Source organism: Rhizobium sp. BK377 (assembly GCF_014193935.1).
In the GTDB taxonomy this organism is placed as follows: domain Bacteria; phylum Pseudomonadota; class Alphaproteobacteria; order Rhizobiales; family Rhizobiaceae; genus Rhizobium.
This window is the reverse complement of record NZ_JACIAC010000001.1, coordinates 1,216,392-1,231,331: the sequence shown is the minus strand read 5'-3', so window position 1 is coordinate 1,231,331 and position 14,940 is coordinate 1,216,392. Positions and strand designations below refer to the sequence as shown.

At 61.3% G+C, this 14,940-nt stretch carries 13 protein-coding genes; 3 read left to right on the top strand and 10 right to left on the bottom strand.

Translation table 11 applies throughout. From position 1 onward, the window contains the following. Positions 1-21 precede the first annotated feature (21 nt). Complete coding sequence (locus tag FHT92_RS06080; protein WP_183823190.1) at positions 22-2,532, top strand: ligase-associated DNA damage response DEXH box helicase; 2,511 nt, start codon at positions 22-24, stop codon at positions 2,530-2,532. Positions 2,533-2,569: 37 nt separating this feature from the next. Then, the gene (gene pdeM, locus FHT92_RS06075; RefSeq protein ID WP_246715402.1) at positions 2,570-3,307 is read left to right on the top strand and encodes a ligase-associated DNA damage response endonuclease PdeM; all 738 of its coding nucleotides are present in this window, start codon (positions 2,570-2,572) and stop codon (positions 3,305-3,307) included. A 30-nt stretch (positions 3,308-3,337) separates the two neighbouring features. Here pdeM and FHT92_RS06070 read toward each other — a convergent pair whose 3' ends face one another. Continuing rightward, entirely contained in the window at positions 3,338-3,919 is a 582-nt protein-coding gene (locus FHT92_RS06070; protein WP_183748889.1) for a transglycosylase SLT domain-containing protein, read from the bottom strand. A 57-nt stretch (positions 3,920-3,976) separates the two neighbouring features. Next, the gene (locus FHT92_RS06065) at positions 3,977-4,924 is read right to left on the bottom strand and encodes an alpha/beta fold hydrolase (RefSeq protein WP_183823188.1); all 948 of its coding nucleotides are present in this window, start codon (positions 4,922-4,924) and stop codon (positions 3,977-3,979) included. An 86-nt stretch (positions 4,925-5,010) separates the two neighbouring features. On the opposite strand from FHT92_RS06065, the gene FHT92_RS06060 reads away from it, so the two are divergent. Then, positions 5,011-5,592, top strand: a complete 582-nt coding sequence (locus FHT92_RS06060) for a TetR/AcrR family transcriptional regulator (RefSeq protein WP_183823186.1) — start codon at positions 5,011-5,013, stop codon at positions 5,590-5,592. Here the strand turns inward: FHT92_RS06060 and FHT92_RS06055 are convergent, their stop codons facing one another. The 8 genes from FHT92_RS06055 to FHT92_RS06020 all read right to left on the bottom strand — a co-directional run bounded on the left by FHT92_RS06055 (position 5,593) and on the right by FHT92_RS06020 (position 14,752). Beyond that, positions 5,593-6,153, bottom strand: coding sequence for a dihydrofolate reductase family protein (locus FHT92_RS06055; protein WP_183748892.1), 561 nt, complete (start codon positions 6,151-6,153; stop codon positions 5,593-5,595). Positions 6,154-6,381: 228 nt separating this feature from the next. Then, entirely contained in the window at positions 6,382-7,185 is an 804-nt protein-coding gene (locus tag FHT92_RS06050) for a TIGR02186 family protein (RefSeq protein WP_183823184.1), read from the bottom strand. Next, the gene (locus FHT92_RS06045) at positions 7,185-8,108 is read right to left on the bottom strand and encodes a sulfite exporter TauE/SafE family protein (RefSeq protein ID WP_183748893.1); all 924 of its coding nucleotides are present in this window, start codon (positions 8,106-8,108) and stop codon (positions 7,185-7,187) included. The genes FHT92_RS06050 and FHT92_RS06045 overlap by 1 nt, the downstream gene beginning before the upstream one ends. 224 nt (positions 8,109-8,332) lie before the next feature. Next, the gene (locus FHT92_RS06040; protein ID WP_183823182.1) at positions 8,333-12,085 is read right to left on the bottom strand and encodes an SEL1-like repeat protein; all 3,753 of its coding nucleotides are present in this window, start codon (positions 12,083-12,085) and stop codon (positions 8,333-8,335) included. A gap of 284 nt (positions 12,086-12,369) precedes the next feature. Further along, entirely contained in the window at positions 12,370-12,735 is a 366-nt protein-coding gene (locus FHT92_RS06035) for a VOC family protein (protein ID WP_183823180.1), read from the bottom strand. Positions 12,736-12,823: 88 nt separating this feature from the next. Beyond that, positions 12,824-13,525, bottom strand: coding sequence for an SDR family NAD(P)-dependent oxidoreductase (locus FHT92_RS06030; RefSeq protein WP_183823178.1), 702 nt, complete (start codon positions 13,523-13,525; stop codon positions 12,824-12,826). A gap of 76 nt (positions 13,526-13,601) precedes the next feature. Further along, a complete protein-coding gene (locus tag FHT92_RS06025; protein ID WP_183823176.1) occupies positions 13,602-14,285 on the bottom strand; it encodes a DNA-3-methyladenine glycosylase I in 684 nt (227 codons plus the stop codon). 77 nt (positions 14,286-14,362) lie between these two features. Then, on the bottom strand, positions 14,363-14,752 hold the full coding sequence (locus FHT92_RS06020; RefSeq protein WP_183823174.1) for a hypothetical protein: 390 nt from the start codon (positions 14,750-14,752) through the stop codon (positions 14,363-14,365). Positions 14,753-14,940: the final 188 nt, after the last annotated feature.

Here is a 14,940-nt window from a genome sequence, read left to right as displayed (position 1 = left end):
CATTTGAACTACATTTGCCCCGTGGATCAGATCGATGCCGAGACCAGCCTTGCATTGCCCACCCCCTTCCTTCGCTGGTTCGCGGAAAAGGGCTGGCGCCCGCGCGCCCACCAGCTTGAATTGCTGGCTCGTGCCGAAGCGGGCGAGAGCACGCTGCTCATTGCTCCGACCGGCGCCGGCAAGACGCTTGCCGGCTTCTTGCCGTCGCTGACCGACCTCACGCGCCGCGGCAGGATTCCGCCAGGCTCGGCCTTCACTGGCATCCACACGCTTTACGTCTCGCCATTGAAGGCGCTGGCCGTCGATATCGAGCGCAATCTCATGAAGCCCGTTACCGAAATGGGCTTGCCGATATCGATCGAGAACCGCACCGGCGATACGCCGAACGCCAAACGCCAGCGCCAGAAGCTCAACCCGCCCGATATACTCCTGACGACGCCGGAGCAGGTGGCGCTGCTTCTGGCAAATCGGGAGGCGGAGCGCTTCTTCAAGGATTTGAAATACGTCATCTTCGACGAACTCCACTCGCTCGTTACCTCAAAGCGCGGCCATATGCTCTCGCTCGGCCTTGGCCGGCTGCGCAGGCTTGCACCCGATCTAAAGACGATCGGTCTTTCGGCGACCGTCGCCGATCCCCTCGATCTGCAGAAATGGCTGGTGGCGCAGGTGCAGGGAAGGGAAAATCACGCCAGCCTCGTCCTCGTTGACGGCGGCGCAAAGCCCGATATCTCCATCCTCAATACCGAAGAGCATATTCCCTGGGCGGGCCATTCCGCTAAATATGCTATTCCGGATGTCTATCGGCAGCTGATCGACCATCAGACCACACTGCTCTTCGTCAATACCCGCTCGCAGGCCGAAATGCTGTTTCAGGAGCTGTGGACCGTCAACGAGGAGAACCTGCCGATCGCGCTCCACCACGGTTCGCTGGATGTTGCCCAGCGCCGCAAGGTCGAAGCCGCCATGGCAGCCAACAAGCTGCGGGCCGTCGTCGCCACCTCGACGCTCGACCTTGGCATCGATTGGGGCGATGTCGATCTCGTTATCCATGTCGGCGCGCCGAAAGGCGCTTCCCGTCTTGCCCAGCGCATTGGCCGCGCCAATCACCGCATGGACGAGCCGTCGAAGGCGATCCTCGTTCCCGCCAACCGTTTCGAGGTGATGGAGTGCCAGGCGGCACTCGATGCGAATTACATCGGCGCGCAGGACACGCCACCCGTCGGCCGCGGCGGGCTTGATGTGCTCGCCCAGCACGTGCTCGGCATGGCCTGCGCCGAACCTTTCGATATGCTGGAGCTCTATGACGAGATCACCAGCGCCTCGCCCTATGTCGATCTTTCATGGGAAACCTTCGAGCGCGTCGTCGATTTCGTCGCGACCGGCGGTTACGCGTTGCGTACCTATGAGCGCTATGCCCGCATCCGCAAGACAAAGGAGGGCCGCTGGCGCGTTTCCAATCCGCAGGTCGCCCAGCAATATCGTCTGAACCTTGGCACCATCGTCGAAGATCCGATGCTGAATATCCGCATGGCCAAGCGCGGCGAGGGCGGCAGGCTTGGCCGCCCCGGTGCCGTGCTTGGCAAGGTCGAGGAATATTTCCTCGAACAGCTCGCACCGGGTGACACCTTTATCTTCTCCGGCAAGGTACTGCGTTTTGAGGGTATCAGGGAGAGCGAGGCGCTGGTCAGTCCGGCCTATTCCTTCGATCCGAAAATCCCGTCTTATAACGGCGGCAAGTTTCCGCTCTCGACCTATCTCGCCGATCAGGTCCGCTCGATGCTGGATGATCCGGACCACTGGCACCGACTGCCGGATCAGGTGCGCGACTGGCTCTCGCTGCAGAAGGAAAAATCCCTTCTGCCGAAGCACGACGAGCTGCTGATCGAGACCTTCCCGCGTGGCAGCCGAGGCTACATGGTCATCTATCCCTTCGAAGGGCGGCTGGCGCATCAGACGCTCGGTATGCTGCTGACCAGGCGTCTGGACAGGGCAGGGGCAAAACCCCTCGGCTTCGTCGCCACGGACTATTCTCTTGGCATCTGGGGCCTCGAGGATCTCGGCCTGATGATTGCCAATGGCCGCCTCAGTCTCTCCGATCTCTTCGATGAGGATATGCTGGGAGACGATCTGGAATCCTGGCTGAACGAATCCTTCCTTTTGAAGCGCACCTTCCGCAATTGCGCCGTGATTGCAGGCTTGATCGAACGGCGCCATCCGGGCAAGGAAAAGACCGGCCGGCAGATCACTGTCTCGGCCGACCTCATCTACGATGTGCTCAGAACCCACGAGCCTGACCACATCCTGCTGCAGGCGACGCGACAGGATGCGGCGTCGGGACTTTTGGATATTTCCCGCCTTGGCGATATGCTGAAGCGAATCAGGGGCCACATCACCCACCGGCCGCTGGACCATATCTCGCCGCTCGCCGTGCCGGTCATGCTGGAAATCGGCAGGGAATCGGTGCCGGGTCAGGCTCATGACGCACTGCTTGCCGAAGCCGCCGACGATCTGATCGCCGAGGCGATGGGCTGACGAGTGGGCCTGAGAAATCGGGCTGGAAACGATTGGAATGACGAGAGTGATGAACCGCTTGGCACTCGCCCGTGACATGACTGGTCTTGCCGCAATACCGGGCGTCGAAACCGCCATTCACGGTGTTGCTGCCGTTTGCGATCCGCTTGGCGCGCTCTATCTGCCGGATGCCGGCATTCTCGTCGTCTCCGACCTGCATCTCGAAAAAGGGGCAGCCTTTGCCCGCCGCGGCATGATGCTGCCGCCCTATGATACGCTGGCGACGCTCACAGTGCTCGCCGCCGTCATCTCCCGTTACGATCCGAAGATCGTCATTTCGCTCGGCGACAATTTCCACGACCGCGTCGGCTCAGAGCATCTGCCGGATGCCTTCCGCACGCTGATCGTCGAAATGGCCCGCGGCCGCGAATGGATATGGATCAATGGCAACCATGATCCTGATGGCACCGTCGATCTGCCTGGCGCCTGTTCGGACGAGCTATACTATGCCGGCCTGATCTTCCGCCACGAGCCGCGCGAAGGCCTGCAGCAGGGCGAGATCGCCGGTCACCTACATCCTGCCGCCACCGTCCGCCGCCGCGAAAAATCCGTCCGCCGTCCCTGCTTCGCGACAGACGGCGCCCGCTTGCTGATGCCGGCTTTCGGTGTCATGAGCGGCGGGTTGGACCTCGGCCACAAGGCGATGAAAGGCCTCTTCGACAATGCCTTGCTGATTGCCCATCTTCTCGGCCGCGACCGGATCTATTCGGTCCGCTATGGCAATTTGCGCGGCTGACGCATTCTCTTTCCCCGCGAAGGGAAGGGGTCAATTGCATCCCTGCAACTGCTGCTGATAGGACCCGGCCATCCGGGCGAATTTCTGCGCCGTCTGCTGCAATTGTCCGTTGTTGCGCCAGTCGCCGCGCCTGTAGCCGGTCGGGCCGGAATAATAGGCGAGGTAGAGATTATAGGCGTCGTTGAGCGGAATGCCGGTCGCTTGGGCGTTGCTGTAGTGGTACCAGCCGATGAAATCGATCGCGTCGGAAAAATTTGTCCGTCGTGCGGCCCAGTTGCCGGTTTCCGACTGGTAGTGGTCCCAGGTTCCGTTCAGTGCCTGCGAATAACCATAGGCGGTCGACGGCCGCGTCCAGGGAATGAAGCCGAAAAGTTTCGTGCGTGGCGGGCGCGCATAGGGCTGGAAGCCGGATTCGACATACATGGTCGCCATCAGGATCGGCACCGGCACGCCATATTTCTTCTCCGCACGCTCCGCAGCACCCTGCCAGCTTGTGAAGAGCCCGTCTTTCTGGTCGAAGACGGCGCAGATATTCTTCGTCTGGCGGGGCGCTGTCGCGCAGCCGGCAAGCAGGGCCAGTCCGACGAACGCGAGCACGATACGAGTACGCATGATACAAACCTCTCGTTTCCGAGAGATTACTAACTCGTAAACGTTAAAGAGCGGTTTTTATGCGAATACGAGATGTTCCGGCAGTTTTTTCCGGGGCCAGGGATTGGTGCCGTCCCGCAGCCAGAGCAGAGTGTCGAGCCAAAAGCCGGCGGCGTGACGCGCGTGGAAAAGATCGAAATGCCCGATTTTCGGAAATCCGAGATCTTCAGGCGTCAGCAGCACTTCTTCCACCTTTGCGTTGCGATAATGGGAAAGACCGCGCCTGATGGCGTGGACGGTCGCAATCTCGTCATCGGTGACGGTGAGGCTCAGGATTGGCGCATGAAAATTTTCGAAGGGCTTCGAGGCGCCGGCCCTTTCGGTAGCCGGCGGATGAAGATCGATCCATCCCCGCTGGAACGCCCAGTCGAACGCAACGCCCCTCGGCAGATCCTCGAGCCAGTCGAGACGCCGCCCTGGAAAATAGCCGAGCAGCAAGGTCGCCGCTGGCATGAAAAGATGCCATTTCAGGAGCAGCCGCCAGCGGTGCGCCGGGGCATAGTCTCGCCAGTTCCCATATTGGGCGCCGACGGCAAGCATGCGCGTGATGCGGTCGGCATGGGCCGAAAGGCCGGGCAGAAAGCCGCCGATACTGTGTCCGACGACGAAAAGCGGCTGGCCAGGCCGCTGGCCTTCCATGAAAAGCAGCGCCGCATCGAAATCCCGTTCGCCCCAGTCCCGCCAGCGATAGCCGCAGTTGCGTAACCGTTCTGGGCGCGACAGGCCGATGCCGCGATAATCATAGGTCAGCACGTCAAAGCCGTGTTCGGCGAGAAAGCGCGCATAATGGTGATAATAACGTGCCGCAACGCCGGTCGCCGGATTGATGACGACGCTGCCGATGCTGTTGTCGCTGATGGCACTCCAGAGATGGGCGCGAAGTTTAATGCCATCACGGCAGCCGATCACGACAGTTCCCGCCTCCTGTGCAAGGTCGTTCTTCCTCCGCTTGCTTGCAGCCGGCATATGTCTCTCCCTTGCCTGCGCTTTGGCGGGAACAGTAAGTGACAGTTGATGTTGAGGATACTCACTAGTCGGTATACATTGCCGACATGGTCAAATCTGCTTCCGACACACGCGAACGCATCGTTGCCGCCGCCGCCAAACTGTTCTACAGCGAAGGCATTCGGGCCGTAAGCGTCGATGCCGTGGCGGAGAAAGCTGGTGTCACCAAGCGCACCCTCTATTATCATTTCGACAGCAAGGACGATCTGATCGCCGCCTATCTGGAAACCCGGGATCAGCCCAATCTCGCTGTCTACAGGCGCTGGTTTGCAGAAACGGACGGCGATCTCGCGGCGAAGGTAAAAGGCATTTTCGACAATCTCGCCCGTTCTGCCCGACATCCGAAATGGAAGGGCTGCGGTTATCTCAGAACCTCCGCTGAGCTTGCCAATATGCCCGGCCATCCCGCCATCAAGGTTGGCGCCGCGCATAAGAAGAATGTCGAGCAATGGCTCGCTGCTCTCTTCGAGGAACAGCATCTTATCGAGGCGCCGAAACTCGCCCGCCAGGTCATTCTGCTGCTCGACGGCTCCTTTGCCGCCGTGCTCCTGCATCGCGATCCCAACTATATGGGAACAGCAGGCGAAGCGGCCGCAGTCTTGCTGGCTGCAGCCTGTAAAGGCAAATGATCAGATAGCTCTGACAGGCTCGTAGCGCAGGATCACTGCGCCGCTCTTCGTCACAGACGAGTCGAGCAGTTTCAGGGGCTGCTGTGCATCCGCAGGCTTGAAATGCGGATTACCGCCGCCGAGAATGACAGGCACCAGGCAGATGCGAATTTCATCCACCAACCCCGCCTTCAGAAGGGTATCGGCGAGCTCGGCGCTGCCGAAGATGAAGATCGTCTTGCCATCCTCTTCCTTCAGCCGCTTCAGTTCGGACACTGGATCATTGACGACGCGCGTATTGTTCCAATCCGCCTTTTCCATGGTCCGCGAGACAGCGATCTTGGCGATGCCGTTCATATAAGCCTTGATCTTCTCTTCGCCCTCGGCGGTCGGCCAGTAGGCGGCCATGCCCTCATAGGTCTTGCGGCCGAAGACCAGAAGATCGCCCTCCTCGCCGAACTGCTCGGCATATTTTTCGAGCTCCGGCCCCCAGGCCAGATTATGGAAATCGATATCCCACGGTTTCGATCCCTCGAAATAGCCATCCAGCGTCATCAGGTTCCAGACAACAAGCTTTCTCATTTCATCCTCCATTCGCTCTGTGTCGGTATTAAAACCAGTTGTGTTTAGAAACTGGTTAAACCTAACTCGACTGATATCGAAATGCAAGCGGTTTTGAAGGATGTATCGCGGAGCGTCATCGCTCACCCGTCATTGGCATCGGAGTGAGCTTCTGCCGCCGGGCATAACCTGCGCTTGGCTATTCGAAGGAAACTTCCAGAGGTCGTCGGCGACGAAAAATAGGTCCGGTCAATCCTTGCGGAAGATCAGGCTGGCGCCCCATCCCGTCAGCACGGCCAGCAGCACCGCAAAACAGCCGTAGAAAATCGGCTCCTCATGCGCCGCATCGGTGATCGTCTGCTCGATGCCCGTCTTGATGACCCGCAACGGCTGCGATTTCTGCGTCACGAACTTTCCGCTCTTGAACAGGTAGGCGCGTACCGTATGCACGCCGTTCGGAATATTGGCCGGCAGCCGCAGGCTTGCCTTGAAGAGATTGGAGGAGACGAAGCGCACCCCGCTCGGGTCGCGCTCGTATAGACCCCCGACCTGCTGCAGACGGCGAAAGGCGGTGCGGAATTCGTTGAGACTGTTGAAGTTGCCGGCAAAATCGATCGGGCGCAGCGGAATATGGTCGATGCCGATACCCTCTCCGGTCAGGTCGAGCGGCGTCGTGATGTCGTCAATCGAGCGCGAACTCGACATCGAGTAGGAATGCGGCACCTCGGCAAAGGTCATTGACGAGGTATTGATCCAGATGCCGAAGACCCGCTCCTTTTTGCGCACCGTGGCGTCTTCGCGCGGGCCTTCCAGAACCACGATGACGTCATACTGGCCGATGGCAAGCAGCAGGTCGTCGGTATTCGTCACCGCGCCGAAAATCGTCAGGTCCGCGCCGCGGAAATCGGAGGTAATGGCGATCTCGCTGGTGGAGGTACCGATTTCCAGCCCCTCGCGCTCGGCCCGCGTCGTTCCCTGTCCGGGCAGCAGCACCTGTGCCGCCGCAACGACAGGCATGAGAAGGGTAAGGAGGAGCAGCAGGAGCCGAAGCATCAGTTCCCCATTCCCATGACCACCGAATAGATGTCTTCCGGCGTCACGACTAGCGCGACAGCGAGGCGCAGGCCGACGGCAAGAACGAGAAGGCCGAGCAGCGCGCGCAGCTGCTCGCCGCGCAGCCGCTGGCCGACGCGCACCCCGTATTGTGCACCGATGACGCCGGCGAGCATCAGGAAGAAGGCGAGCACGATATCGACGGAATAGTTGGTCGCGGCCTGCACGATCGTCGTATAGGCGGTGACGAAGATGATCTGGAAGAGCGAGGTCCCGACGACCACGTTGGTCGGGATGCGCAGCAGGTAGATCATCGCCGGCACCATGATGAAACCGCCGCCGACACCCATGACAGAGGTGAGGATGCCGATCGCAAAGCCGAGTGCCACGATCGGGATCACCGAAAGATAGATCTTCGATTTCTTGAACCGCACCTTGAGCGGCAGCTTGTGGACCCAGTGCTGGTGGCCGGGCCGGCGAGGGGCGGGCGCTTCGTTACGGGCTGCACGGCGCATGGCGTTGACGCTTTCCCAAAGCATCAGCCCGCCGACCGTGCCGAGGAAGATGACGTAAAGCAGGGAGATGAAAAGGTCGAGCTGGCCAACGGCGCGCAGCAGCGAGAAAATCCAGATGCCGACCGTCGCGCCCGAAAGACCGCCGACAAGCAGCACAGTGCCGAGCTTCACATCCAGCGTGCCGCGTCGGAAATGCGTGATCGCTCCCGATATCGAGGAAGCTACAACCTGGTTGGCCCCCGTTGCGACGGCAACGACCGGAGGAATGTTGTAGAAGATCAGGAGGGGCGTTATCAGAAAGCCGCCGCCAACGCCGAACATGCCGGACAGGAATCCGACGGCAGCCCCCATGCCGAGAATGATGAAGATGTTCACCGACAATTCTGCGATGGGCAGATAGATTGTCACAGCCGACCCCGATTATCGCCGCTCCCGCCGGAGCTGCTCTCTCACGTCCCCATTCGAATGGCGCATCCTACTGTGAAAACGTTGCCAGAGGCTTTCGAAGGAAAAAAGCATGGTCAGCAGGATGCGAGTCCCGATATGTCCCGCATAATCCGGCTTTTTTCAGGTTTTGTGACAGTCGGCACGAAAGTGCGCAAAGCCCTGCGGCAGGGTGCCGCCGGGTTGTCTTAGATGGCCTTGGCACCCGGTTTGTTACGCTCCAGAAGCGCCTTCACCGTGTCGTCATTGACCTTCCCGGTCGGCTCCTGGCCGATCGACTTCTGGAAGTTCTTGATGGCGCTTACCGTCTTTGTGCCCATTTCTCCATCCGGCGGACCGGCGTCGAAGCCGTTATTGTTGAGGATCGCCTGGATGTTGCGGATCGCCTTCTTCATGTCGATGGTTGCCGTCTTCGGGGCAGCGCCACTTGCCCATGCGTCCGGGATCTCGATGCCGTTCGCCTTGTTGTCGAGCGGCTGCGGTTTCCAGAGATCGGCCTTGGCGCGGGCGCGCTCGAGCTGATCCGGCTTCATGGCTTTCGCCACTTCGTCGCGTTTCTGGGCGGCGTCCTTGTCGCCGGCTTTGGCGGCGATCGCAAACCACTTGTAGGACTCTTCCAGATCCGCCGGCACGCCGTTGCCGCGAGCGCAGAGGATGGCGAGGTTGAACTGGCTGTCGGTGATGCCGAGATCCGCAGCCTTCTGGAACCAGGAGGCCGCCGTCGTGTAATCCTGCTGGCCGAGTGCGCCGGAGGCGTAGAGTACGGCGAGATTGTGCATGGCGCTGGCATTGCCCTGGCCTGCGGCTCGTTCGTAGAGGGTCTTGGCCTTCTGCACGTCGCGATCGACGCCGTTACCCTTCTCATACATGCTGCCGAGACGGTACTGCGCAGGCGCAAAGCCCTTGTCGGCGGAAAGCTGATACCAGTTTGCAGCCTGCTTCTGATCGGCGACGAGGCCGTTGCGGCCTTCGGTATAACGCGCACCGATTTCGAAGAGAGCCAACGCGTCGCCGTTGCGCGCGGCATCGGCAAGCGGCTGCGGCTGGATCGTATCGGGAACGATGATCGAGGCGGCCGGGGGGGCGGCAGGCACCGCTGCCGGCGCCAAGGGCGCGCTTGGAACGACGCCGGACGCATCCTGTGCCGGTGCCTGGCTGAAATCCCCGGCACCTTCGCCGTCGAGCGGCGTGGTGTCGGTCAGGTGATCGTGCGTTGTCGCCTGCGGCTCTCCCGGAGCGGCTGTTTCGGGAGCGGGCTCTGGTGGCAATGCGGGCAGCTGGCTGGCCGTTTCCGGTGCCGTTGTTTCCGGCGCAACCGGGGCTGACACTGCCATGCTTGACTGCGGCGTTTCGGTCCCACCGGTCAGAGCCGAGATTTCAGCCGGCGGCGGCGCCTTCTGACCTGTCGTCAGCGTACGGGCGAGTGGGAAGGCCATGATGGCAAGCAGCACGGCGCCGACCGCCAGCAGGATCGGCCGGCGGAAGCGTGAAAACGCCCCGCCCTGGCCGGATTTCTCCGGCTTTGCCGCGCGGCGTTCGGCGCGGGTCGCCGGCTTTGCGTTACTGTCGATCTCCATGGCTGCGGCCTGCGCGGCGCGGCGTGCCGCGGCTATGTAGTCCGCACGATCGTTTTCGGTGGCCGGCTTGCCGCGCTGGGCGTTCTGGCTGGCGCGCACGCGCTCCAGAATCTTCTTGACGTCTGGCGCGCCCGACCCCGGTTCCAAGAGCTCGTTTGCCGCCTCAGTAGGCACCACGTCGACGGGATCGATCGACGGAGCGGGATTGATGACCGTGCGTTCGACAGCAGCCTTCGGTTCCGTCTTGCGCGAAGGCATCAGCTTCCGGCCAATGCCGGCAAGAAGGCTGCTTTTGGCGGGAAGAGCGGGTTTTGCCGGCTGGCTTGCTTCGATGGCGATCGCGCTGGTGCCGTCGGCCAATGCCGGTTCAGGCTTACGGCTCGGCACCTCTTCGGTCATATCGCCCGGGCGCAGCACCGGCGAAGCCTTCGGCGCCTGCATCACAGGAGCTTTAGCCGACTCCCGGCCTGCGTCGACCAGTGCATAGGGATCCACGTCGAAATCGACGTCTGCAGCCGGCATCCGGGTGGCGGCCGGGCGCACTCGCTCTTCCATCGTGTCCAGCCTGTCGGCAATGTGCAGCAGCGTCTCGTGCAGGGCCTGGAAGGTCTTGTGGGTGCGCTCCTCGCTGTCGCGGCTCAGATCTTCGAGGTTCCGCAGATCTTCGGCGAGCGCGATGAGGGCCGACATGTCGCTCTCTGCGGGCGTAGCGCCCTGCGCTCCGCCGTTGCGCGAATAGGCATCGACCACGGCCTCAGCCGCTTGCCGCGCTGCCTCGATAATATATTCGTCGTTGGTTGCGATATAATCTTCGATTGCGCCCATGCGGCGGTCGAGATCTGCTGATACTTCGCGCGGCGCGTTCAGGAGCGCGGAGAGATTTGCAATCTGCTCCTCGAGGTTCTTCAGCGCGCGCATGTCGGTCGGCGGCGCCGCCGTACTTTCCTCCAGCCGCGCGGCGATATCGCTGAGCCGCCCTTCGAGACGCTGAAAGGCCCTGTCGTCGATAACAGGCGCCGGGGCGGGGCGAATTTCCATTTCGTCGATGCGGCGTGCGAGATGGTCGAGCCGTTCGGCGAGCGCGTCATTGACCGAACCGTTTTCCAGCGCATCGATCTTGCGGGAGATGTCCGAGAGCGCGCCGGTCAGGTCCTGCTGCGGCGCCGTCTTCTGCGTACGCTCGAGCAGAAGGGAAAGGTGTTCCAGCCGCTCGTCGAGCCGTGAGGTCGCTTCCGTTTTGGTGAGGTCTTCCACGCGCGCCGTCAGCGCTTCCAGCCGGTCCGCCATATCGTCGGCGGGATTGAGGCGGCTCATGGCGGCACGGCTCATCAGTTCGATCTGATCGCCAAGTGCGGAAAGGCGGTTTTCCAGCCGCTGCATCAGTGCCGGGTCGATGCCGGTGGCAGTGCGTCCGCCGGCGGCGATCGCGCGGCTGATCTCGTCGAGCCGCGTATCCATGGCGGCGAACTGTTCGGACATGATCCGATCGTGTGGCTGGATCAGGTTGCCGAACTGCTCGACAGCGGAGGCGATGGTGATGAGCTTGTCTTCCAGCGCCTGCACGGCCGGGCTTTCGCCCATGCCACCGAGATGCCGCTTGATGTCGTCAAGCCTGTAGGCAAGCGAGACCAGCTCTTCCTGCAGCCCGGCCGTGTCGAGCTCCGCCAGGCGGTTTTCCACACTGTCCCAACGCTGTTCCATGTGGCGCATCGAATCCTCGCGCGCCAGGCCGTCCATCAGCGAGCGCAGCTCTTCGAATTCGTTGCGCAGGCCGGTTGCTTCCGGTCCGGCCGAGCGGCTGGTGAGCTGCGCAATGCTCTGCGACAGACGCCCCATGTCGGCGCGGATGTCGTCGGCGAAATGTCGGTCCTGCGCGCTCGCCTTGATCTCCCGCAGTTCCGTGCGCAGCGCATTCATCTCGCGCGTGACACCTTCGGAAATGTCGCGCTTCAGGTCCTGCCGTAGGTTCACGAGCGCCTGGGCGATTTCGGTCATCGTGTCGCCGGAGGCGCGCAGGCCAGGTGCCGCCGGCTGCGGCGCCGGAGCGCGCTGCGGGGCTGGCGCGAGAGCAGGTTCACGCAGAAGAGCCGGTGCAGCTTCACGCGTATAGGCGCGTTCGCGGTTCTCTCTGGTGGCGTCGAGTGCACGCTGGCGTTGCCGGATTTCCGCCAGCGGATCGGCTGTGCGGGGCGCGTAGGAACTGGCATAGGGATCGCGTTCGGGCTTCGGATCGCGGGGCCGCTGTTCGCGCCCGCTGCCCATCAGGCCCTCGATTCGCGCCTCCAGCCCCTCGATAGTGCGGTTCAACGCATCGAGCGAGGTCCTGTCGGAATGCCGGGAAGAATGTGATCGCGATCCGTTCATGTTCTTGCTCGCTTCGACTGCCCGGTCTGGGCTCGATCATTGCCTTTTCCGAAGCATACCGGAGCACACGTCGGAGAGCGCCATCCATAAGGAAATAGTCAATTAGACTTTCCTCAGGCTGGATAGTCTTTCGGCGACATTCCTGAAACGCGAGACAAAGAAAAGGAATGCAGATCGCCAGTGCTCACCGCGCACCTTTTACGAAACGTGGTAAAGAACTCGTTAACCCGGATGAGAATTTTTTAACTTTTGCGCTCTTCCTACCAATTCGGGGGCGCAAATCTTCAGATCGGCCGCTTGTACTGAAGCTCGATCTTCACGCCCTCAGGCCCGTAGATGAATACCTGTCCGAGGTCGGTATCCGGAATATCGCGATATTCGTACCGATAGCCGCCGGCTTTGATGCGAGCAAGCGCCGGTTCGAATTCGAAGCGGCTGAAGGCCACATGGTTGAAGATGCCGGGCGGAAAATCGTCAGCCCGCTCCGTCAGGCTCAGATGGATCACCGGCTTGTCATCGAGATAAAGCCAGTGACCGCGCGAGGGAAAGGGCGGCCGATAGCCTTCCTTTACGCCAAGAATGTTTTCGAAAAAAGCGATCATGGCAGGCGCATCGCGTGTATCGATCGTCACATGGTCCAGACGCAGCATCGTTCCCTCCCAGGCTGTCGAAACTGGTCCGATCCTACCGGTTTCGACGCTTTCGGGAAACATGTATGCTCTATCGGGACCGGCTGAATCAGAAGTTTTCCGTCCAGGGCCGCAACTCCACCTCCTGCGACCAGGCGCTGCGGTGCTGTAGCAGCACGTCGATATAGGATTGCGCGATCGCATCGGGCGAAAGCGTACCGTCTGGCTTGTCTTCCCTATCCGGCCTCGTGGCGGAGCGCACGGCACCATCAATGATGAAATGCGCCACATGGATCCCAAGTGGCCCAAGCTCGCGGGCAGCGCTTTGTGCCAAACCCCGCAGCGCGAATTTTCCCATGGCAAAGGGCGCCGATTGCGCATAGCCCTTGATGCTGGCCGTCGCCCCCGTCAGCAGAATAGCCCCGCGCCCTTTCGGGATCATGCGTTTGGCTGCCTGCTGGGTAACGAGAAAGCCGCCAAAGGCGCTGGTGGCGATCGCCTGCTGAACCTCTGCGGGATCGAGTTCGGCAATCGGCCCGCGCACCCGGCCGCTGGCATTGTAGACGACGATGTCTGGCTCGCCGATTTCGGCATCGAGGCGCTCGAAGAGGGCAGAAACCGCCGCGGGCTGTGAAGCGTCGGTAGCAAAAGCCTTCGCCCCGGTTTGATCGAGCAGAGGCCCGAGCTTGCCGATATTGCGCGCCGCAAGGCTCACTTTGACGCCTCGGTCTGCAAGCTTGCGGGCAAGCGAGCCGCTGATGCCGGAACCGGCGCCGACAATAAGCGCGCTGCGATAGGGAAACTCGACCATGATCTTCTCCTTCGGATGAACCCTCCGGAGAGGTAGGCAATCGCAGCCTGTCAAAAAACCGCTGCCCGGAAATATTTCACTCCTGGGGCGCGTCGATCGAAAGCCCGCAGATGCGCGAGAGGTAGGCGAGCGGCAGTCCCGTTTCCTTGGCCCAGCAGTTGAACGTCTGCTGGATCAGCTGCTGATCCTTCTTGCCGGTGCCGGATGCCGAAAGCGGCACGCCCGCATCCCTCAGGCAGGCCAGCACATCCCTCGTCATGATGAAGCAGTCGCGGCCGATGCCGCGCAGGAAATATTGTCCCGTGCCGCCGCTCAGCCGGCTGCCGCGTTTGGCGAGCACCTCGAGCAGGCCGATATGGTCCTCGGGCGGCCAATCGGCGAAGAAGGCGCCGGCGCTGCCGGCCTCATTCGCAAGCTCCCGCACGAAGGCGGCATTGGCGCGTACCGACATGATCTTCGCGCCGTTCCTGACGATGCGGTCGTCGCTGGTCAGATCATGCCAGTATTCGTCGGGAGCGATATTCAGGGCGGCAGGGTCGAAGCCGTCGAACGCCTCTTCGAAACCCGGCCATTTGTTGTCGATGACTTTGTGTACGAAGCCACTGTAGAAGATCCGCCGCGTCATCTGCGAAAGAATGCGATCGTCCGGCAGAGCGCGCAGCGCCTCATGGTCAGGCATGGCCGGCAGCATCGCATTCAGCGCATCGGCTCCGCCTTTTCTTTGTTCGGCGCGGCGGCGGATGATGTCGAAATCGCTCAAAGCTTGGCTCCCGAATGGACGTTGCTGGTGCAAGCCTATTCCGGGAGCCGTTGTGTCTCAAGCCGTCTGGTCGATGCTCAGGCGGCCACCGATTCGCGCACGTCGTCGAGCAGGAAATGCACGATCAGATAATCGATCTTGTAATGCCGTCCGCTATCGCTGACTTTCTCCTCGCTGCCGCCATCGGCAGGGTGCCAGGGGTGATAGTGCGGGTTGGTGGCGATCAGTGTTACCGCTTTGCCGGCATAAGGGCCTTCTGCCGGCCGGAAGCGCATTTCGGCGAGTGGCCAGATGCGTTCATAGGTTTCCATGGGGATGCGCACCCTCAGAGCTTTGCGTGGAGCCGGCGGCTCATCATGCGCAACCAGTCTCTCGCCGTTGATCGGCTCGACTGTTATGGGCTCGATGGTCACTTCCTCGGCCGTATCGAAAACGGAATTGAACTCCGCAGGCCACGCTCTCTTCATGAACAGCTCCTCCCAGGCTTTTCTCAAAGTCGCATAAGGAGTGTAGCGCGCTTAGCCGGAGAAGCAACGGACTATTCCAAGGCTCTTCGCACCAGTTCACAAAATCGCACACAAGCGGAATTTGACGTTTACGCAAACGTCAATATTTTGTAAGAGAGTCTCAAGGCCGGAGCGATCCGGTTGCCGAA

Coding starts and splice junctions, on each gene's coding strand:
- pdeM (WP_246715402.1), top strand. CDS start 2,570: ATGACGAGAGTGATGAACCGCTTGGCACTCGCCCGTGACATGACTGGT.
- FHT92_RS06070 (WP_183748889.1), bottom strand. CDS start 3,919: ATGCGTACTCGTATCGTGCTCGCGTTCGTCGGACTGGCCCTGCTTGCC.
- FHT92_RS06065 (WP_183823188.1), bottom strand. CDS start 4,924: ATGCCGGCTGCAAGCAAGCGGAGGAAGAACGACCTTGCACAGGAGGCG.
- FHT92_RS06060 (WP_183823186.1), top strand. CDS start 5,011: ATGGTCAAATCTGCTTCCGACACACGCGAACGCATCGTTGCCGCCGCC.
- FHT92_RS06055 (WP_183748892.1), bottom strand. CDS start 6,153: ATGAGAAAGCTTGTTGTCTGGAACCTGATGACGCTGGATGGCTATTTC.
- FHT92_RS06050 (WP_183823184.1), bottom strand. CDS start 7,185: ATGCTTCGGCTCCTGCTGCTCCTCCTTACCCTTCTCATGCCTGTCGTT.
- FHT92_RS06040 (WP_183823182.1), bottom strand. CDS start 12,085: ATGAACGGATCGCGATCACATTCTTCCCGGCATTCCGACAGGACCTCG.
- FHT92_RS06035 (WP_183823180.1), bottom strand. CDS start 12,735: ATGCTGCGTCTGGACCATGTGACGATCGATACACGCGATGCGCCTGCC.
- FHT92_RS06030 (WP_183823178.1), bottom strand. CDS start 13,525: ATGGTCGAGTTTCCCTATCGCAGCGCGCTTATTGTCGGCGCCGGTTCC.
- FHT92_RS06020 (WP_183823174.1), bottom strand. CDS start 14,752: ATGAAGAGAGCGTGGCCTGCGGAGTTCAATTCCGTTTTCGATACGGCC.